Origin of the sequence: Edaphocola aurantiacus (genome assembly GCF_019797745.1) — a bacterium.
Classification (GTDB): domain Bacteria; phylum Bacteroidota; class Bacteroidia; order Chitinophagales; family Chitinophagaceae; genus Edaphocola; species Edaphocola aurantiacus.
In genome coordinates this window covers 912,418-933,416 of sequence record NZ_VOSI01000001.1, presented here as the reverse complement: position 1 = coordinate 933,416, position 20,999 = coordinate 912,418, and the positions used below count along the sequence as shown (strand labels likewise).

The window sequence follows — 20,999 nt, the reverse complement described above, 5'->3', positions numbered from 1 at the left end:
TGTGCAGGTAATCCTGTATGTAGTAAATGATTAATAATCGTCCCAGATCGGATTATCCGATGGGCATTTGTACGTTTTCAGCTGGAAAGAAAGGGTGATCTGTCCGATCAGGTACTGATCTATAGTCGCACGGTCACCTCTTTGTTTACCTGCCCGGCCTAGTTTCTGTCCGTCGATAGTGAGGGATGGGTCCTGTAACACAGAAGCCGTATTAGGCGTTCCGTTAGGCGTGAAATAGTTCACCCCGACATAAGTCTGGCTTACATCGTCCAGGTAATCGGTAAAGGCAAAGCGATGCACGATCTCTACACCCAGGTTCACACCCGGGGCAAGCCAGCATTTGATACCGGCACCAAAAGGAGCCATCACATTTACCTTATTGTATCGGCGATCGCGGTACGGAGTAGTATTCTGACCTTCTGTGCCCAGTGGCTGCAGATAGGTTTTGCGACCGCTGTACATCACGAAAGGATTGGAGTACAAAGCCCCTACACCCAATACCATATACGGGGTAAAACGACGGTCGATATTGCCGGTCTGGAAACGGAAGAAATTGAATTCCCCTATAGCAGAGACCTCCAGTATATTATTCTGAAAGCTCAGGTTGCGGGTCTTTTGATAGCTATTGTCGCTATAGCTGTCTTTATAGCCCAGCTGCGCATAAGACAGACCTACACGTAAAGAAATATACGGATTGAAATAATAACGATAGAAGGCGCCACCTGCCGGACGGATATGATTAAAGCCATACCCCGGATTCAGGTCGCCGAAGTATTGAGCCCCGCCGGCCATAATGCCGTATTCGTGCCGCTCAAAGAATTTTTGCGCGCTTGCTGTAATCCCGCTACCCAGTAGTGCCAGTATTCCTAATGTGAACTGTTTCAATCGCATAATGATTCTTTAAAAGTGTAAAACGCGAATTTACACTTTTAATTGTATAAGCCTATTTTGTATGATCAATATTAGTAAAATGATCGTAATTTCACGCGATTATAAAACGATATGGCTATGAACCTGCAAAAAAGCCTGGACTTTCTGAAGGCACTCGGCGAGCATAATGATAAATCCTGGATGGATGAAAACCGGAAATGGTACGAAACAGAGAAGAAAACCTTCGAAGCATTCGTGTCCGGACTCATCGGAGAAGTCTCCGTATTTGATCCGGCTATCGGGGATCTGGCACCCAAGGATTGCATTTTTCGTCTGAACAGGGATATCCGCTTTTCGAAAGATAAAAGCCCTTACAAAACCAATTTCGGAGCCGCGATGGCTATCGGGGGTAAGAAGAGCAATAAAGCAGCATATTATATCCATATCCAACCCGGCCATTCGTTTCTCGGAGGGGGTATGTGGATGCCGGAAGCACCGGTATTAAAAAGCATACGCCAGGAGATCGATTACGGTTTTGAAGACTTTCAGAAACTGATCAAGGCCCCGGCATTTACAAAGCATTTTAAACAGATAGACGGGGAAACCTTATCCAGACCACCCAAAGGTTATGAGGCGGACAATCCCGCTATCGAATACCTGAAGCATAAAAGCTTTACCGTAGGTAAGGCACTGAGCGATAAAGAAGTGGCACACAAAGATTTCCTGGCACATTGCGCAGAAGCCTTTGCTTCCATGAAACCATTTATCGACTTCCTGAACCAATCTACCGATTAACCAGACCATTCATGAACCTGATCTTATTTGATACGGCAGTAAGAAACCATTTGCTGCCCTTTACCCATACAAGACCTGTAGCCGACATTCGCTGTGGTATCCTTACCATGCGCGAGCGTTGGGAATTATACCTGCAAAGAGCCTCCTCGACAGCTTCTGTCCCGGTGCTGCAGGCCGCCTTCCCCGTACATTATAATGAAACGGAGAATTTGTATATCAACGCTGCTGTGTTTGCCACACCGGCATTAGGAATCGTAATCAGCAACCTGAAACCAGGACAGGCTTTGGTACAGGACGAAACGATCATTGCCATTTATACAGATGCTGCATTGGATTATGAAGCACTGAATGCAGCTTCTCTGAAAGATTATGAGCCGGTACTGTGCAGTGAACCATTTCAGCAATTGCAACAGGTATGGGATATTTTCAATCTGAACGATTATGCTATCCGCAGCGATTTTGCTATACTAACCTATCAGAAAGAAAGCCAGCCGATACCGGCGCATGTAACCCTGATCGGTGAGGCAAAGAACGTATTTATAGAAGAAGGAGCCATTGTATCGGCCTGCATCCTCAATGCACAGACCGGACCAGTGTATATAGCTAAAGAAGCCGAGATTATGGAAGGCTGTATGCTGCGTGGCCCCCTGGCCTTAAGTACGCATGCAGTAGTGAAAATGGGCGCTAAAATATATGGTGCAACTACAATTGGTGCCGGTAGTAAAGTAGGAGGAGAGATCAGTAATGTAGTCTTCTTCGATAATTCCAATAAAGGCCATGACGGCTTTGTCGGTAATGCCGTAATCGGCGAATGGTGTAACCTGGGGGCCGATACCAATGCCAGTAACCTGAAGAATAACTACGATGAAGTAAGCATCTGGAGCGAGGCAGAAGGTGCCATGATTAAAACAGGATTGCAGTTCTGCGGTTTGCTGATGGGCGACCATTCCAAATGCGGGATCAATACCATGTTCAATACCGGAACCGTAGTAGGGGTAAGCAGCAATATTTACGGAGGAGACTTCCCGGACAAGTATGTGCCCTCCTTCAGCTGGGGCGGAAAGAATGATATGACTACCTACCGCTTCGATAAAGCGCTGGATACTGCAAACCGTATGATGGCCCGCCGTGGCAAAACCTTGTCCGATGCAGAGATCGCCGTATTACAACACATTTTTGACCATAAAGAAAACTATATAAAACAATAAATTTCATCGTGATGAGCAGAAAAAAAATCGTTGCCGGTAACTGGAAAATGAATAAAAACATTTTCGAAGGCAAACAATTAGTAAACGATATTTTAGAAAGCGGACTGGAACTGCGTGATGACCAGGAAGTAGTTATTGCACCACCGTTTACCAGCCTGGAACTGGCTGCCAGCCAGCTGAGAGACAGCAAAAATATATACCTGGCTGCACAAAACTGCCATCAGGAAGCTTCCGGAGCCTATACCGGTGAGGTATCTGCCGAAATGCTGAAAGGTATCGGTGTCAGCTACGTAATCATCGGGCACTCAGAGCGTCGCCAGTATTTTGGAGAGACAGATGCTATCCTGGCATTAAAAGTAGATGCAGTCCTGAAACAGGATATGAAAGTAATCTTCTGTTGTGGAGAATCCCTTGAGATCCGTGAAGCGGGTACTCAGAATGCCTACATTCAGACGCAGATCGAAAACGGCCTGTTCCACCTGGACGAAGCCACATTTAAAAATATTGTGATTGCCTACGAACCTATCTGGGCAATCGGTACAGGCCTGACGGCAAGCGACGATCAGGCGCAGGAAATGCATGCACATATCCGCAGCCTGGTTGCTGCTAAGTATGGCGCAGCTGCAGCAGACAATACCTCTATCCTGTATGGTGGTAGCTGTAAACCATCCAATGCGGCAGGATTATTTTCCTGTCCGGATGTTGATGGTGGCCTGATCGGTGGTGCTTCTTTAGTAGCCGCTGATTTTGCCGGTATCATTAAAGCGAGATAGTAATCAGTATAAACAGAAAGACCAGCTCACAAGGCTGGTCTTTCTGTTTATTAAAATAGCTTCTTACAGATAAAGTAATCATTTTTATCCTTTTCCGGCATCCAAAGGAAATAGCCAAACCTCGATAAGTCGGGTTTTAAAAATCTGGATTGATCCTGAGGCATCTGAATCTTACCGACGATGTTTTTAACCTGTAGATTATAATCCATTATAATATTTGTGGTAACGCCATTTTCATCTGTTGAATAATAGGAAATTAATACACTGGGATATTGAACAACAATATCATTTATGGTTATATTTATATTCCTGTCATTGTTTAAAAGGTGCGCAAATTCATATTCCTTATTTACCGGTATATTTAAATCTACCGATTGCTCCGTTTCCAGATCATACAGTATATTGGAAATAGAAGTCATAAAATACCTACCCGAAAAGCTTAAGTCGAGATACCGGTATCCAACATTTTTATTAATGGCTGGTACGGTAAAAGGTAGCATTTTTTTAAATTGATATATTCCGCTTTCTAAGGCAAACTTTGCTAAAAAATAATTAGGTTTATCAGCTTCCAGCCGGTCTTTAACAACCAGCATATACATGTTATTGTGGTACATATGGAATCTGGGAATGATATTATATCCTGGGGGCAGATGCTCTTTACTTACTGCTCGGGACTCCAGGTAACTGCCGTCTTTATAGATATTTACCGTAGAGAACCCACCTAGTATAGAATCTGCCATATTGGAAATATAAGTATGGTGCGAGGAGGTGAATAAGGAATCATTCACGAATTGAAAATCTTCAAACCTGTCTTTATCCGGGATGTCCGTAACTTTTCTTACCTCACTCAACTTGCTTTTGGCAAGCACCGTATCCTTAAAATGTAGTTTGTATATATTGAGCAGTAGCTCATCTGTAAAGATGATTTTAAAAGCCTGATGTTTCTCTTTAAGATCAAGGTAATCAAAGGTATTAGTATACAGGATGTTTTTAAAACAAATCTGTTCTATATTTTTCACCCAGAGATCAAAAGTCGATTTTTTAAATTCGTAATTCCCCAGGTGCACTTTTTCCATTTTATCGAATGCCTCTAGATCGCCAATTAGTGTCCTTGCGTTATGGTAAATTTTATAGTTAGAGTCAGTGCCAAATTGTAAAACAAATGCTTGCTCATAAATGTGATATTTGTCAAAAATGGCTGATGAGAATATAAATTTCTGGTTTTGATGACCATCCAATTGGTATTTCTTTTTGATCTCCTCTAAATCATCAGAATAGTTGTCGGGTATTACATAAGAATAGTCAATTTTTTTTGCATCTAATAGATTTAAATTTTTATAAAATTCATTATTGCATTGGTGACAAGAGCCTGGCATAAAAGGAATTAATACCGTCGCTGGTCCGTTGTTTGTGTTTTTGGGTGCTTCTGACTGCGCAGTTCCGGTTGTGACAGACAGCAGCACAAGCATAAACAGTAAAATATTTCTAAAAACATTATTCATCTTGTAGCTTTAATGATAGAAAATAAAAGAGGCTAGATATATCTAACCCCTTAATAATGAGAAATTTATTTGTTATTTGATCCGAATGATACTATTCAGCATTGAAGGCAACTTCTAGTATGGTAGGTTGTCCTGTTGGCGAATTCCCTTCCTTAGATGATTCAGGGTATGCAAGGCATTTAATGATGGTACCCCAACCAACTATTCCATGTTCATTAAAAATCGCAACCGTCTGTCCTTCTTTAGGGCTATCTCCATTTGCAGCCATACAGGGATCAGAACTGGTGTTATGACAAGTCACAATTTTAGTGTTACCTGAACCTTTGTCCCAACTTTGAGGAGTGTAACTCATCCAGGCACCTGCAAAACTTGTCGTTCCTAAAACGGAAAGACATAATAAAATCAATTTTTTCATTGTAGTTGTAATTTTTATAGGTAATAAATATTCACCAACAACAGGCTTAAAAATTTTTGCAAATTCCAACCGGTATATTCTTTCTTACGCTTATTTGCTAAAGTGCCCCGAGTGTTCTAAGTAAATTGTTGGCTATACTACATTGTTCCATCACATGTAATACAATGTAAAAATGAAGATAATTTTCAACATTTGGAACAATTGAGGCTACATATTTGTAAAAAAATATATTAAAAAATGAGTAGCAGAAGAAAATAATCAATTATAGATATTATAAAAAGGCGCTGCAATATTCTTGCAGCGCCTTTTTATAATTCTTTAAAATAGCAAGATTACATCAATCCCGCAATAAGGTTGATCGAAAGTGCAACGATAAAGGTGTTGAACCCGAATGCCAGCAGGCAGTGAAACAATACCAGTATCCTCATTTTTTTATCTGTTACAGAAACATCAGATACCTGGAAAGTCATACCGTTGACAAAAGAAAAATACGCAAAGTCCAGATAGTCGGGATGCTCCTCTTCGGGGAACTGAAGCCCTTTCTGTATATGCCTGTCTTTTTCAGATACCGGCTGGTAATAGGCATGAGCATAGTGAATGGTAAATAGGGTGTGAAACAGCGTCCAGGACAGCAATAGACCACCGAAACCAATGATGATGTTCCGGGTATCCTGCTCCGGATTGGTGATCGTTTTTTGCGTAAAAAGAAGGAGTATAATAGCCAGGGAAGCCAGTATCAGCGCCACCGCCAGCATAAAGATAACGGGAGTGTTGGTGTTTAAAACCTGTACCTCCTGTCGGATCTGTCTGCTATCAATCGAGAAAAATGTAATCCAGAAAAGAACAATACTGCTCAGGCAGAATACATCCCAACCCACGAGAATATTAAATACCCAGGCTTTATTGGCCTGCCAGAACAGTGCAGTAATGAGGCCACCCAGTAACATGCCAAAGGCCAGTTTAGGGGCTATATGTATGCGGTTAAAAGGTTGGATCAGGGACATAGGCCGGTTGTTTCGGCTAAATTACAAAAATCCCAGTTCTAGTTTTGCCTCTTCGCTCATCATATCTTTGGTCCATGGCGGATCGAAGGTGAGCTGCACGTGCACATCTTTCACTTCTTCAATGGCTTCCACTTTCTGCTGCACTTCAAATATAATATCACCGGCAACAGGACAGGCAGGCGCCGTCAGGGTCATTGTGATCTGTACCCCATTGTTTTCATCAATACTGATATCGTACACCAGCCCCAGTTCAAAAATATTAACCGGGATCTCTGGATCATGTACCGTATGCAATACCTCTATAATTTTATCTTTCAGCGTTCCCATATCTTATTTGTTATACAGTGCTACTGCATATAATTTCATTTGTTTCAACATAGACAGCAATCCGTTGGAGCGGGTAGGCGACAAGTGGCTTTTCAGGCCTATTTTGTCGATAAAGTAAATATCTGTCTCCGCAATTTCTTTCGGACTATGACCACTCAAGACCTCAATCATCATACCCACCAGACCTTTGGTGATGATCGCATCACTATCGGCTGTAAAATCTATTTTACCATCTGTAAAATCAGCGTGCAGCCATACCTTAGACTGACAGCCTTTAATCAAATGATTTTCTGTTTTATACTGTTCATCGATCAGAGGTAATTCCTTGCCCAGCTCAATGATATGCTCATATTTTTCCATCCAGTCATCATAAAAAGCAAACTCTTCTATGATGGCGTCTTGTTTCTCGTTAATGGTCATATTGGTAATTTCAGAATGCAAAATTAGGTCAAAAAAGCGCTCAGTACTGATAAATTTATGTTGTAGGGCTATATTCAGGATCAATGTTTTTACATTTCCCTTAATTTAGCGTCAAATCTGGTACGATGAAGAAGATATTGATATTTGCCGCGGCCCTCATGAGTATTGCACCAATGGCCTGTAAAGCACAAAAACCGCAATACGAATATAAAGGCGATAATGCCGCAGGTGGTAATAGCCCCGGGGACAGACCAGCGCTGGTCGTACAGACAGGTGCAGAGCAGTTCAGTGCATACCTGCCCTTGCTGAAAGGCAAGCGTGTAGCTGTACTGGTCAACCAGACCTCAGCGGTAGGTGCAGAACTATTGCCGGATGCGTTGTTGCGTCAGGGCGTAAAAGTCGTTACCATCTTCTCTCCGGAGCATGGTTTCCGGGGCAATGCTGATGCCGGAGCACATGTCAAAAGTGGCATCGACACCCGTACCGGCCTGCCGGTTATCTCCTTGTACGGCGACAATAAAAAACCAAAACCAGAGCAGCTCAAAGATATAGACGTAGTTATTTATGACCTGCAGGATGTAGGCGTACGCTTTTATACATACATCTCTTCCCTTGAATACCTGCTGGAGGCCTGTGGTGAACAGCAGAAAGAAGTGATTGTTCTGGACCGGCCTAATCCATTGGGTAATATTGTAGACGGACCTGTATTGCAATCTAAATTCCGCTCATTTGTAGGCATGCAATCCATTCCGATAATTTATGGGATGACCCCGGGAGAATATGCAAAAATGCTCATTGGCGAAGGTTGGATGAAGGCTAAAAACGTACGCCTGACCGTAATTCCATGTGCTAATTATACCCATAAAACCCTGTACCGTTTGCCGGTGGCTCCATCTCCCAATCTGAAAAATATGGCTGCCATTTACCTGTATCCTTCCTTGTGTTTGTTTGAAGGAACCCAGGTAAGTGTAGGGCGTGGTACAGATGCACCGTTTCAGCAATATGGCCATCCGGCATTGAAAAATTACACCTACAGCTTTGTGCCGAAGAGTGTTGAGGGTGCCAGTAATCCGCCGTTAAAAGGGCAGACTTGCTACGGAGAACTGCTGGCCTCAGATGCCAATAGTGCTTACCGCCTTACTGAGAGCGGTTTTCAGCTGAAATGGTTATTAAAAGCGTATCAGAATTACCCGGATAAAGCAAATTTCTTCAACAGCAATAACTTCTTCAGCAAGCTGGCCGGCACGGACCAGTTGCAGGAGCAGATCAAAAAAGGAATGTCCGAAGAAGCCATCAGGAAATCCTGGCAGGCTGACCTGGATAAATTTCGTTCGATCAGAGCAAAATATCTATTGTACGAATCATAAGATCGTATAATGTTTTATTAATATTCAAGCCTGTCAGCCTATATATGCTGATAGGCTTTTTTGCTGTACCTTTGCAGCCAATCTAATGGTAAAACAATTTATGATGAAATCTCTGGCAGAACAGGTGAAAGTATTGGCAACAGGGGCATTGCAGTCCTTGTTTCCCGAAGCAAACATTCAGGAAAAAGATGTTTTGGTGAATGAAACCAAACCCGAATTCAAAGGTGACTACACCGTTGTATTATTCCCGTTTGTGAAAGCACTCCGACAAAATCCGGTGGCTTTGGGCAATGCTGTAGGCGCTTACCTGGTAGAGCATCATGAACTGTTTACAGCACACGAAACCGTATCCGGATTTCTGAACCTGAGCGTTGCAGATGATTACTGGGCGGGATTCCTGAAGTCTTATGTACTGACCGATGCCCTGAAAGCACAGGCCGCAGCGCAGAAAAAAGTTATGGTGGAATACTCTTCTCCTAACACAAATAAACCATTGCATCTGGGTCACCTGAGAAATAACTTCCTGGGTATAGCCGTAGCCAATATGCTGGAAGCAGCAGGCGAAGATGTGGTTAAAACCTGCGTGGTAAATGACCGTGGCGTGCATATCTGTAAAAGTATGATCGCATGGCAATTGTTTGGAGAGAACAGTACTCCCGAGCAGGCAGGTGTAAAGGGCGATCATTTCGTAGGTGATTTCTATGTGAAATTTAATGACGAACATAAGCGCCAGATCAAGGAACTGATGGCCGGTGGCATGGAAGAAAAGCAAGCCGAGCAGGAAGCGCCGATCATGAAAGCTACACAGCAAATGCTGGTAGACTGGGAAGCGGGGAAGCCGGAGGTGATCGAATTGTGGAAGAAAATGAACGGTTGGGTGTATGAAGGATTCGATATTACTTACAAGGCTATTGGCAGCACATTCGATAAAGTATATTACGAAAGCAATACCTACCTGCTGGGCAAGGATTTGGTAGAAGAAGGCCTGGCTAAAGGCGTTTTCTATCAGAAAGAGGATGGTAGTGTATGGATCGATCTTACTGCAGACGGTTTGGACGAAAAACTGGTGAGAAGAAAAGACGGAACTTCTGTTTATATCACCCAGGACATTGGTCTGGCAGTAGAGAAACAAAAAGAATACGGAATTGACGAGAGCATATATGTAGTAGGGGATGAGCAGAATTACCACTTTAAGGTACTGAAGCTGATCTGCCAGAAACTGGGCCTGCCCGCTGCAGATGGTATTTACCACCTCAGCTACGGTATGGTTGAACTGCCAACCGGTAAAATGAAAAGCCGTGAAGGTACCGTTGTAGATGCCGATGACCTGGTTGCTGAAATGGTACGCCTGGCACAGGAGCAGACAGAGGCTTCCGGTAAGACAGACGGTTTTGAGGCTGACGAGCTGGTAAGCCTGTATGAAATGATTGGGCTTGGCGCACTGAAATTCTACCTGCTGCGTGTAGAACCTAAAAAGAAAATGATCTTCAATCCGGAAGAGTCTATTGACCTGCACGGATTTACCGCAACCTTTATCCAATATGCTCATGCGCGTATCCGCTCCGTATTAAGAAAAGGGGAGTATACAGGACAGGACCTGAATTTCAGCATAGATAGCCTGCAGAGCGAAGAGCGTGCCTTACTGATCCACCTGGAGCAGTATGCAGCAGTGCTGCAGGAATCGGCAAGAGCCTTTAATCCTGGAGCCTTATGTAACTACAGCTTTAAGCTGGCACAATTGTTCAATACATTCTACGATAAGTGCAGCATCGCTAAGGCTGATACCGAAGCACAGAAACAAATGCGTATGCGTATGGCAGCTTTCACTGCAGATACACTCAAGCATGCACTGAGCCTTCTGGGTATTAATGTACCGGAGAAAATGTAATATCCTGACACATAATTTTAAAAAGCAGATAGGGCAGCTAACGGTTGCCCTATCTGCTTTTTGTACTTAATGCTAAGTAATATTTATCTTTTCTATAAATTTTAATATTTTTGATATATTGTAATTTTTATTGTATCATTGTATAGAATATTTTTATAGTGAATCTTATTTCTTATAACGATGGAAAATACTACGAACCACGAAGTACCACAAACGGATGCACCTAACGTTAATGAAACCATCTGGGACCGAATAGAATGTGACGGTAAAGATTTTTGCAAACTGGATGACAATGGAAATCTGATATTAGTTGCCTCTGCACACTTTCCCGAGCGCGTATTGGCTAGTGTCAATGATGATAATATCCAGACCGTTGTGCATGCCTTATCGGAAAAATTCAAAGAAGTGCTGAACAGGGCGGAGGAGCTGAAGAAAGAATTCGAACAACAGGAAGAAGTGGTAAAACTGCAGGGGAAAGTGCAGCGACTAAAAAGCTACCTGATGAATGCTAATGCAATCGGGAATTATACACCACTGTTTCAGTTCCTGGAGAGCAGGGAAGCAGAGATTGCACAGCAATTAAAAAATAATGAAACCATACGGCAATTGCTGGTGAACAAAGCGCAGGAGCTGAAGGAATCGGCAGAGTGGAAAACAACCACCGAAGCATTCCGCCAGATCATTGAAGACTGGAAGCATGCACCGTATATAGATAAAGAAATTAATGACGGTTTCTGGGATCAGATCGAACAGGCCAGGAATCACTTCTATGAGCGCAAACGCGCACACCAGGAAGACCTGGAGCGGGAGATGATGCAAAACCTGGACCTGAAACTGGAAATATGTGAGCAGGCCGAAGCACTAAGCTTATCAGAAGACTGGAAGCAGACTTCTGAAGTATATAAACAACTGATGGAACGCTGGAAAACCATCGGGAGAGTAGCCACCGTAGAGAAAAACGAGGAATTATGGAATCGTTTTCTGAATGCGAAAAATGCATTCTTTGACCGGAAATCCGGCCACCAGGAGCAGATCCACCATGAACAGGAAGCGAATTATGCTGCAAAACTGAGACTGGTAGAACAGGCAGAAGCCCTGAGAGAGAGCACAGACTGGAAAGAGACATCGGCCAAATATGCTGCCATTCTTGACGAGTGGAAATCGATCGGTAAAGTGCCTTATGAAAAAGCAGATGAAGTATGGGATCGCATGCAGGCTGCAAAAGACCAGTTCTTTAACGCAAAACGACAGCATACAGAAGAATTCAAAGTAGGGCTGGAAGATAATTACGCTCAGAAAAAAGCGCTTGTAGAACGCATTGAGACCATCAAGCAGTCTAATAACTGGCGTGATGTAACCGCGGAAATCAATGAGCTGATGAGCACCTGGAAGACCATCGGTCCGATACCGAGAGAGTACGGAGATTCTTTGTGGGAGCAGTTTATCGCAGCCAGACAATTCTTCTTTAAACGCAAGGATGATGACCGTGAGGTGCGTAAAAACCGATTCGTGCAGCAGATACAAAACCGACTGCAGCAAAGTCGCCAGTTCCTGGCTACAATCGAAGAGGAACTGAGAGAGGAAGAATCTAAACTGGCTGAGTTCAACGAGATCCTTTCCCAGAATACAGAGGAAGATGCCAAGGATGTAGAGATCAAGCAAAACCTGCGCAACCTGGTAGGACAGATCGAAAAACGCATCCCTGCCAGAAAGCATAAAATAGATGAAGTAAAGCTGCAGATCGAAGAACTGGAGCAAAAGCTGCAGGAAAACGAACAATAGCACTTTTTATATAATTTTTTAAAGGGGTCCGGTGATGCTGTCAGCATCACCGGACCCCTTTAAAAATATCTGCTTTATGGCCTTCAGATATAACATAAATCTATAGTACAGACCAAAAAAACACGTAATTTTGCCTCAATTTTCAAAACTATCATTAAAACACAAATGACCTCTTCTGAAATACGTCAACAGTTCCTGGATTTCTTTAAATCCAAACAACATACAATAGTTCCTTCTGCACCGATCGTGGTAAAGAATGATCCTACGCTGATGTTTATCAATTCCGGTATGGCACCGTTCAAGGATTATTTCCTGGGCAATAAGCCGGCGCCGCATAAGCGTATTGCCGATACTCAGAAATGTCTGCGTGTAAGCGGTAAGCATAATGATCTGGAAGAAGTGGGTGTAGATACCTACCACCACACCATGTTTGAAATGCTGGGTAACTGGAGCTTTGGTGACTATTTTAAGAAAGAAGCCATTGCCTGGAGTTGGGAATTGCTGACTGATGTATACAAACTGGACAAAGACCGCCTGTATGTAACCGTGTTTGAAGGAGATGAAAAAGAAGGCCTGCCTTTCGATCAGGAAGCTTATGATGAGTGGAAAAAATGGATTGCAGAAGATCGTATCCTGAAAGGAAATAAAAAAGATAACTTCTGGGAAATGGGTGATACCGGTCCTTGTGGCCCTTGTTCGGAGATCCATGTGGATTGCCGTACAGAGGAGGAGCGCAAGCAGGTAGATGGTGCTGGTCTGGTGAACGCCGATCATCCTCAGGTAATCGAAATCTGGAATAATGTATTCATGGAGTTCAGCCGCCTGAAAGACGGTAGCCTGCAGAAATTGCCGGCGCAGCATGTAGATACCGGTATGGGCTTTGAGCGCCTGGTACGCGTACTGCAGCAAAAACAAAGTAACTACGATACAGATGTATTCACCGGTACTATTGCCGCGATTGAAAACATCTCCCGTAAAAAATATGATTTCAGCGACAGCAAAGAAGCTATTGCCTTCCGTGTGCTGAGCGACCATATCCGTACCATTTCCTTTACCGTTGCCGATGGCCAGCTGCCATCCAATACCGGAGCAGGATATGTGATCCGCCGCATTCTGCGTCGTGCGGTAAGATACTATTACTCTTACCTGGACTATAAAGCACCACTGTTATTCCAATTGGTACCGGTAATCGCGACCCAGTTTGAGCAGGTATTCCCGGAGCTGAAGCAACAGGAAGAATTTGTAACCCGTGTAATCAAAGAAGAGGAAGAAGCCTTCCTGCGCACGCTGGAAAAAGGCCTGAGAAAGATTGATGATATCATTACCAAAGAGCAGAACAGCAAAGTGATTGGTGGTAAAGAAGCATTTGAACTGTATGATACATACGGTTTCCCGATTGACCTTACCCGCCTGATCGCTTCTGAAAATGCCATGAATGTAGATGAGCCTGGCTTTGATGCAGAAATGAAAGAGCAGAAAGACCGTTCCCGCAAAGCTACTGCTATAGATGCAGAAGACTGGACTGTGGTGAGTGAGGCAGAGAAAACTTCTTTCGTTGGTTATGATGACCTGAATATCGAAACACAAGTAGTTAAATACAGAAAAGTAAAAGCAAAAAATAAAGAGCAATACCAGATCGTACTGAAAAGCACTCCTTTCTATGCAGAGAGCGGTGGTCAGGTAGGAGACAGAGGTGTATTAACCTTCGGTGCCGAAACGATAGAGGTAAGTGATACCAAAAAAGAGAATGACCTGATTATTCATTTTACTGATGTATTACCAGCGACTATTACCGGTCCTGTTACGGCTAAAGTAGATTTTGAAAAGCGCCTGCACACGATGTATAACCATACGGCTACTCACCTGCTGCATGCTGCATTGAAAGAAGTATTGGGTAATCATGTGAATCAGAAAGGTTCCCTGGTAAATGAAGAAACCCTGCGTTTCGATATCTCTCACTTTGCCAAAGTAACCGATGAGGAACTGAAGGCAGTGATGAGTATCGTAAACCAGAAGATCCGTGAAAACATTCCGGTGGTGATTAAGGAAATGCCTAAGGATGATGCAATCGCACTGGGTGCAATGGCATTATTCGGAGAGAAATACGGTGACCTGGTACGAGTAGTAACCATCGATCCTGAATTCTCTGTAGAGCTTTGTGGTGGTACGCACGTTGGGGCAACCGGTATGATCGGTAGCTTTATCATTACTGCAGAATCTGCTGTGGCGGCGGGTGTACGCCGTATCGAAGCATTGACCGGTGGTGCGGCTTTCCGTTACCTGGCAGATAAAGTAGATCAGGCTAAATCTGTTGCCGAATTACTGAAAAGTAAAGATCCGATCAAGTCTATCGAAAAATTACTGGAAGATAAAGCCGCCCTGGAAAAAAGGGTTGAGGCTTTTGAAAATAAAGAATTGTCTGCCCTGTCCAAGACCTTGTCTGTACAGGCAGAAACCATCAATGGCATACAGTTCCTGGGGCAGCATGTTGATGTATCTAATGGCGAAGCCTTGAAAAAGGTAGCCCTGGATATGAAGCTGCACCTGCAAAACTATCTGGTGGTACTTACCGCTAATATTGGCGGTAAACCATCTGTAGCTATTGCTATTGAAGATGCTCTGCTGAATGAGAAAGGATGGGATGCCGGCAAGCTGATCAAACAGTATGTGGCACCATTAATCAAAGGCGGTGGTGGCGGACAGAAAGGTCTGGCAACTGCCGGAGGTCAGGATACCACTCAATTGCCAGCTGTAATCGAAGCGATCAAAAATATATTGTAACAGACAGGGGATGTTCGCATCCCTTTTTAAAATAATAGTGTATGTCAGAAGAATTAAGCGTTGTGTTTCCGGATATCGTACTGGAACAGGTTGCTCATGACGCGGTGCTTACTACAGTAGCACAGAAAGTAAAAGAAGGTAAGCGCATAACGGCTGAAGAAGGGATTTATTTATTTGAACATGCAGAGTTGAATTTCGTAGGGGCGCTGGCCAATTATGTGAACCTGAAAAGACATGGTAAGAAAGTTTATTTCAATAAGAACTTTCATATCGAACCGACCAATGTCTGCATTTTTACCTGTGATTTCTGCTCCTATTCCCGCACATATAAAAACCGTGATAACGGTTGGGAACTGGGTATTGAGGGAATGCTGGACATGGTGAAAAAATATGACGGACAACCGGTAACGGAAGTACATATTGTAGGTGGGGTACATCCTAAGATGAACCTGGAGTTCTTCTGCGAATTGCTGGAGAAAATTCATGCACATCGTCCTGATCTGCACCTGAAAGGATTTACCGCTGTAGAGCTGGATTATATGTTCCGCAAAGCCAAACTGACTACCAGAGAAGGTCTGGAGCGCATGAACAAAGCGGGTCTGCAATCGCTGCCTGGTGGTGGTGCGGAAATCTTTGCACAGGAGATACGTGATAAGATCTGCCCGGATAAAGTAGATGGCGATGGCTGGATGGAAATACATGAAACAGCACACCAGATCGGTATGCCTACCAATGCAACTATGTTGTATGGCCACATTGAAAACTATGCACACCGTATAGATCATATGGAACGCCTGCGTAATTCTCAGGATGCAATCGGTGGTTTTAACTGCTTCATTCCATTGAAATTCCGTAACGGAGATAACGATATGTCTCATGTACCGGAAGTGAGCCTGGTAGAAGATCTAAAGATGTATGCAATTGCCCGTATATTCCTGGATAATTTTGCCAATGTAAAAGCCTACTGGCCGATGCTGGGGCGCGAAAGCGCACAGCTGACCTTAGACTATGGTGTAAATGACCTTGATGGTACGATTGATGATACAACCAAGATCTATTCAATGGCTGGCAGTGAAGAACAAAATCCTGCAATGACTACCGAAGAGTTATGTACCCTGATCACTTCTGTTGGAAAAACACCTGTAGAGCGCGATTCAGTATACAACGAACTGGAAGTATATGGTAGTGCAGAAGCTGCAGTACAATAAGCACACAATAAATATTTATAAAATAGCAGGCCGGGTGATATACCCGGCCTGCTATTTTATAATACCCCACACTTACAACACTGCACAATGAACTACATGATACTACAATTAATGTTTAAATAAATAAGCCAGATCACTATGGCTTACTGTCAAATTTGAATACTTTTATTGCGATTCGTTATATCATTCATGACAACAGCATCTGTTTCCCCGCAATCGGGTATCCGCAAGGTTATCTTCATTTTATTAGCCCTGCTATGCCTTACACCTTTTATTTCCGCACCCGTAGCATTATTGCTCGGACTAATTGTTGCCAATACAATCGGGCATCCTTACCTGCAGCATAATGGCAAAGCCACTAAAAAATTACTCCAGATCTCCGTGGTCGGACTAGGATTCGGAATGAATCTTCATAGCGCGATTAATGCGGGTAAAGAAGGTATACTCTTTACCATAGCCTCTATTTTAGGTACTTTAGTGCTGGGATATTTCATCGGTAAACTGTTGAAAATAGAACGTAAAACATCGCACCTGATCGCTTCCGGTACTGCGATATGCGGAGGCAGTGCCATTGCAGCCGTAGGCCCCGTGATCAATGCCGATTCTAAACAAATGTCGGTTGCATTAGGCATTGTTTTTATCCTCAATTCCATTGCCCTGTTTATATTCCCGGCGATTGGCCATGCTTTGCATCTTTCCGAAACGCAGTTTGGGATATGGTCAGCAATAGCCATACATGATACCAGTTCCGTTGTGGGTGCCGCAAGTAAATATGGTCCGCATGCCCTGGAAGTGGCCACTACAGTGAAACTGGCCCGTGCATTATGGATCATTCCACTGTCACTGGGTACGGCCATTGTATTTAAAAATGGCTCCAACAAAATTAAAATTCCATGGTTCATTGGCCTGTTTATCCTGGCTATGATCCTGAATACTTATCTTCCTGCATTGGGCACTATTGCGCCATACGTCGTAAAGATTGCCAAAGCCGGTTTAACGCTGACGTTATTCCTTATCGGTGCAGGTCTGTCTCTGCCCATGATCAAGTCAGTAGGTGTTCGCCCATTCATACAAGGAGTGGTGCTCTGGATCATTATCTCCCTGGCTGCCCTCTGGGCGGTGATGAGTATCGTATAGTAAATTCAATACCTTATTAATATTATCTGAAAAGGCGACCTGCTCATCCGGGTCGCCTTTTACTGTGTGCTAGTGTTTTTCCTGCTGCGAGAAAATAAATTGCAGTATTGTAAAACCATTGTCATAAATATCTCGTATGTATCATAAATAGCTTTCATCGGCTTGCATGTTCACCTACAAAATCGAAGTATTATGACCATTAAAAAAGGAATCAAGTACACTGCAATAAGTCTGTTCAGCCTGGGCTTTCTCCTGTTTGCTACGCTGATCGTACACATTGCTGTTATGGTTAAAGGAAAGAAACCATTGGCTTCTGAGCATACCCAACTGGCCCGTATAGACTTCTCCGCTGCTGCCGACCCCAGGACCATTACTGAAATCGAACAATCAATAGGAACCTTGCCTGGTGTACAATCTACCTATTACAATCCTGCTACCCATACCCTTGTTTACGCATTTAATAACAAGTTGCAGAATGCTGCCGAGGTGTATCAGTCACAGGTCACATCACGTAATATTGATGCCTTGAAGTATACCGTTTCTGCAGCAGATGCGGCAAAAGGATGTCCTGCAATGGATAACAACTCTTTCTATGGGCGGTTGACGAAAACCGTCTCTTCTATCGTGAATTAATTCGGAATATAAACAGTTTACTCATCTTAAAAACAAACCAACATGACCAAAAGAACCAACAAATTATTATTTATCCTGCTGGCAGTATGTGGTATAGGCCTCTGGACTATTTCGGGGAGCTCCTGTAAGAAAGACAAGGACCCGATGCCATTGGCCACAACCCCTCTGTATGATACCTTAGGCTGGTTTATACAAGGTGCAACAGGCCCTGTAGCAGGGAATGGTACGAAGATGATTGATGATCCAGATAATCCTGGTCAGAAGATACAAGCCGGCCGTTTGGCGATCAGAACAGTGGTTGGCAAATCCTTAATGGTGATTGCCGGAGATACAGCCCTGGCAGAATATTTTCCTGTTTTGCTGGCAGAAGTAGGTGCGGGTAATACAACCGGTTATAATAACCTGTTGCAAAGCTTTACTGATTTTGTACAGCAGGCTGTAAGCACACAGACTGGTGTGTATAAAGGTAAAAGTATGAGAGACGCACATAATAACACGACTTATAATCGTTTTGGTAGTGCTGCAGTGCAGAAATCTACGGCTGCAGATTTTGATCAGTTTGTAGGAGATGTAGCCTCGGCTGCCACTTCTCTGAATGTGCCCAATAGTGTAATAGGCCAGTTAGGTACATTGCTGTATTCTGTAAAAGGAGATATTGTCTACTAACATCATTTATCCAATACCTGAGCTAAAAATAAAACAAATGCACAATTGTTGCATTAAGACTGTAAAGACGTAACACATATTATGAAGCAGCATGAGGGTCGGACATTTGTCCGACCCTCATGCTGTATAAAAACTAATTCCTTAAAGATTTCCTATATACTGATCTTTGGGATACTTTACAGAGTAGGTAAAGCGCACTTTTCTGGTTTCCCCCGGTTTGATGTTCAGTTTCCAGGTCAGGATACCCGTTTCTTTATTGATCGCAGCATTATCAGAAGAGAGTAATTCGATCTCCATATTGTTATCTGTACTGATCGGATACTGATCTTTCAGTAACAGATCTATAGCTTCTTTTTTGCTGTTTTTAATGGTCAGTTCGTACGTGAAGCTTTGCTTTTTATTGCTGCCTAAAACTTTACTGGCCGACAGATCGGTTACTTTCTCTCTTTTAATCGTGATGCGTTTGTCACGGCCCATGCTCAGGTTCAGCGTATCCTGCGTATTATAAGGATTCAGGAATGTTTTGCCTACATAAGTATTCTCAAAAACAATATTGGCTTCACCCGGAATCAGGTTTAATTTTTCGTAGCCGTTGACCTCCGCCAGCAGGAATGCATCCGGGTCCAGTTTCGGTACTGCATAGTATTTATAGCTGACCGGGATGTTCAGTTCTTTCAGAGAAACACTGTGCGGTTTATTGTTCGAGGCAATAGAGTAGGGGATATCAATATCAAATGTTGCATCCAGCTCCTTCTCTTCAACTTCCGTATGGTCGCTTACACCCTTGTTCGCTTTGGTTGTGATGAGTATAACACCATTGGCTGCTCTTGATCCGTAAACTGCTTTTGTTGTAGCGTCTTTGAGTATCTGCAAATCTGCAATGTCGTTAGGGTTAATGGAGTTTAAAGTACCAGAGTACGGAGCCCCATCTAGTACAATCAATGGAGTACTGGATGCACTAAGGTTACCCTGACCCCGTACGATAATATCTGGAGTAGATCCGGGTTGGCCTCCTCCTGTTGTGTATACGCCTGGTGCTGCTCTTTCCAGCATTGCTGCAACACTCGTCACCGGCATTTTCGATAACTGATCGGCAGATATCTGGGCCATGCTTGCATTGTTCTGATACTTATAAGACTGTATGGTATTGGCCGTAGCCTCATTGCGCATCGTCGGCTGATACACCTGTCCATAGCGAAGTAACCATGCCGTCAGGATTGGTGCATTGCTACCTACAGTCGGGTTCCCGGTAGATAAGATCAGTTTGACTTTCTTCCAGTCCAGCCCGGTTTGTTGTGCAACATTTGCTTTGTACACAATGCGTAAAGGATCACTTACTTTATCCGCTTTAAGATCGTAAGCTGCCGTCCAGCCTGCATTGCGACTGATGTAACTGATATTGATATTGCCACTCAGGACCGGAGTCGTAGACATCACCTGCAGTACCAGCTGCCCGCCGGTATTGCTTTCCTGACCATTCATATTGCCCAGCTGTGTCCTGTACTCTTGTACCAGTGCTACCTGCTCGGCTTCCTGCCCTTTGAGTGCCGATATCTGGTCATTAAGGTCAATCTGTTTATTCAGGTAAAAATCGGTCAGCTTGCTGAGCTCTGCAACATTTACATTGCTCTGATCTCCTTTGGCTACTTCGTTCTTTGCCAGTAAGGATAAGGTTCTTTCAATAGCCTGACGTTTATTAATTGTTTTCTGCAACGCCGCTTCTGCCGTTTTTAATAAAGCTTCTTTTTGCTTGTATTCCGGACTGTTCTGGTCTTTTTGCTGCTCTGGTTTATAGTTACGGGTAACCATTACCGACATGATGGTAATATTGGACGGGGCATTGATCTGGATGCTGCTTTCATCAATATTGGAGGCCACATTATTAATGATCAGTTCCGTATTGCCCTGAGGCAGATTTACCTTCGCTGAATGCTTCAGCTCCGCACCTACTTTATATACCGTTACACTGTTCAGTACAGCGTCTGCGTTCTGAATGTCCTGTGCCTGTATGGTATAGCTGCAGCTGATCAGCATGCCACAGATTAGAGATAATTTCCTGCTCATAAGTATTCTTCTAAGTATTAATGAATGATTCCGCCGGAACGGGTTGTTGATACAAAGTAAGGATGCAGCAGAAAGGTAAAAGGTTGGAAAGGGTGAAAAAAAAGCAGCTACTTTGTGAGTAGCTGTTTTGAATTGGTGAATGAAATATGCAGTTATTGA

General features: G+C 43.5%; 18 protein-coding genes. 11 read left to right on the top strand and 7 right to left on the bottom strand.

The features are described from left to right. Positions 1-30 precede the first annotated feature (30 nt). Entirely contained in the window at positions 31-885 is an 855-nt protein-coding gene (porG, locus tag FTD44_RS03970) for a type IX secretion system protein PorG (protein WP_222165256.1), read from the bottom strand. 123 nt (positions 886-1,008) lie between these two features. Between porG and FTD44_RS03965 the strand changes: the two genes are divergently transcribed. From FTD44_RS03965 to tpiA, 3 genes are read left to right on the top strand one after another with little or no spacing between them, the layout of a single operon-like run. Continuing rightward, positions 1,009-1,665: a DUF2461 domain-containing protein gene (locus FTD44_RS03965; RefSeq protein ID WP_222165255.1), complete on the top strand. Its 657-nt coding sequence runs from the start codon at positions 1,009-1,011 to the stop codon at positions 1,663-1,665. A gap of 11 nt (positions 1,666-1,676) precedes the next feature. Beyond that, positions 1,677-2,873: a GlmU family protein gene (locus tag FTD44_RS03960; protein WP_222165254.1), complete on the top strand. Its 1,197-nt coding sequence runs from the start codon at positions 1,677-1,679 to the stop codon at positions 2,871-2,873. 11 nt (positions 2,874-2,884) lie between these two features. Next, complete coding sequence (tpiA, locus tag FTD44_RS03955; RefSeq protein ID WP_222165253.1) at positions 2,885-3,646, top strand: triose-phosphate isomerase; 762 nt, start codon at positions 2,885-2,887, stop codon at positions 3,644-3,646. A gap of 50 nt (positions 3,647-3,696) precedes the next feature. On the opposite strand, the gene FTD44_RS03950 is transcribed toward tpiA, so the two are convergent. The 5 genes from FTD44_RS03950 to FTD44_RS03930 all read right to left on the bottom strand — a co-directional run bounded on the left by FTD44_RS03950 (position 3,697) and on the right by FTD44_RS03930 (position 7,314). Further along, on the bottom strand, positions 3,697-5,148 hold the full coding sequence (locus FTD44_RS03950) for a hypothetical protein (RefSeq protein WP_222165252.1): 1,452 nt from the start codon (positions 5,146-5,148) through the stop codon (positions 3,697-3,699). A gap of 91 nt (positions 5,149-5,239) precedes the next feature. Then, a complete protein-coding gene (locus tag FTD44_RS03945; protein WP_222165251.1) occupies positions 5,240-5,632 on the bottom strand; it encodes a hypothetical protein in 393 nt (130 codons plus the stop codon). A 263-nt stretch (positions 5,633-5,895) separates the two neighbouring features. Next, positions 5,896-6,567 carry a DUF1345 domain-containing protein gene (locus tag FTD44_RS03940; RefSeq protein ID WP_222165250.1) on the bottom strand — a complete coding sequence of 224 codons (672 nt, stop codon included), beginning with the start codon at positions 6,565-6,567 and terminating at the stop codon, positions 5,896-5,898. A gap of 21 nt (positions 6,568-6,588) precedes the next feature. After that, a complete protein-coding gene (locus FTD44_RS03935; RefSeq protein ID WP_222165249.1) occupies positions 6,589-6,894 on the bottom strand; it encodes an iron-sulfur cluster assembly protein in 306 nt (101 codons plus the stop codon). Between the two features lie 3 nt (positions 6,895-6,897). Then, a complete protein-coding gene (locus FTD44_RS03930) occupies positions 6,898-7,314 on the bottom strand; it encodes a SufE family protein (RefSeq protein ID WP_222165248.1) in 417 nt (138 codons plus the stop codon). A 125-nt stretch (positions 7,315-7,439) separates the two neighbouring features. Here FTD44_RS03930 and FTD44_RS03925 point away from each other — a divergent pair, with 125 nt between their 5' ends. The 8 genes from FTD44_RS03925 (at position 7,440) to FTD44_RS03890 (ending at position 18,776) form a co-directional block, all read left to right on the top strand. Beyond that, positions 7,440-8,681, top strand: coding sequence for an exo-beta-N-acetylmuramidase NamZ family protein (locus tag FTD44_RS03925; RefSeq protein WP_222165247.1), 1,242 nt, complete (start codon positions 7,440-7,442; stop codon positions 8,679-8,681). A 100-nt stretch (positions 8,682-8,781) separates the two neighbouring features. Next, complete coding sequence (gene argS / locus FTD44_RS03920; RefSeq protein WP_246625323.1) at positions 8,782-10,569, top strand: arginine--tRNA ligase; 1,788 nt, start codon at positions 8,782-8,784, stop codon at positions 10,567-10,569. 180 nt (positions 10,570-10,749) lie between these two features. Continuing rightward, entirely contained in the window at positions 10,750-12,351 is a 1,602-nt protein-coding gene (locus FTD44_RS03915; RefSeq protein WP_222165246.1) for a DUF349 domain-containing protein, read from the top strand. 165 nt (positions 12,352-12,516) lie between these two features. Continuing rightward, complete coding sequence (alaS, locus tag FTD44_RS03910) at positions 12,517-15,132, top strand: alanine--tRNA ligase (RefSeq protein ID WP_222165245.1); 2,616 nt, start codon at positions 12,517-12,519, stop codon at positions 15,130-15,132. Between the two features lie 41 nt (positions 15,133-15,173). Continuing rightward, complete coding sequence (gene mqnE / locus FTD44_RS03905) at positions 15,174-16,340, top strand: aminofutalosine synthase MqnE (protein WP_129022283.1); 1,167 nt, start codon at positions 15,174-15,176, stop codon at positions 16,338-16,340. Positions 16,341-16,529: 189 nt separating this feature from the next. Continuing rightward, a complete protein-coding gene (locus FTD44_RS03900) occupies positions 16,530-17,477 on the top strand; it encodes a YeiH family protein (protein ID WP_222165244.1) in 948 nt (315 codons plus the stop codon). A gap of 192 nt (positions 17,478-17,669) precedes the next feature. Next, the gene (locus FTD44_RS03895) at positions 17,670-18,110 is read left to right on the top strand and encodes a hypothetical protein (RefSeq protein WP_222165243.1); all 441 of its coding nucleotides are present in this window, start codon (positions 17,670-17,672) and stop codon (positions 18,108-18,110) included. 42 nt (positions 18,111-18,152) lie between these two features. Further along, positions 18,153-18,776, top strand: coding sequence for a globin family protein (locus FTD44_RS03890; protein WP_222165242.1), 624 nt, complete (start codon positions 18,153-18,155; stop codon positions 18,774-18,776). 141 nt (positions 18,777-18,917) lie between these two features. On the opposite strand, the gene FTD44_RS03885 is transcribed toward FTD44_RS03890, so the two are convergent. Next, positions 18,918-20,840, bottom strand: a complete 1,923-nt coding sequence (locus FTD44_RS03885; protein WP_222165241.1) for a mucoidy inhibitor MuiA family protein — start codon at positions 20,838-20,840, stop codon at positions 18,918-18,920. Positions 20,841-20,999: the final 159 nt, after the last annotated feature.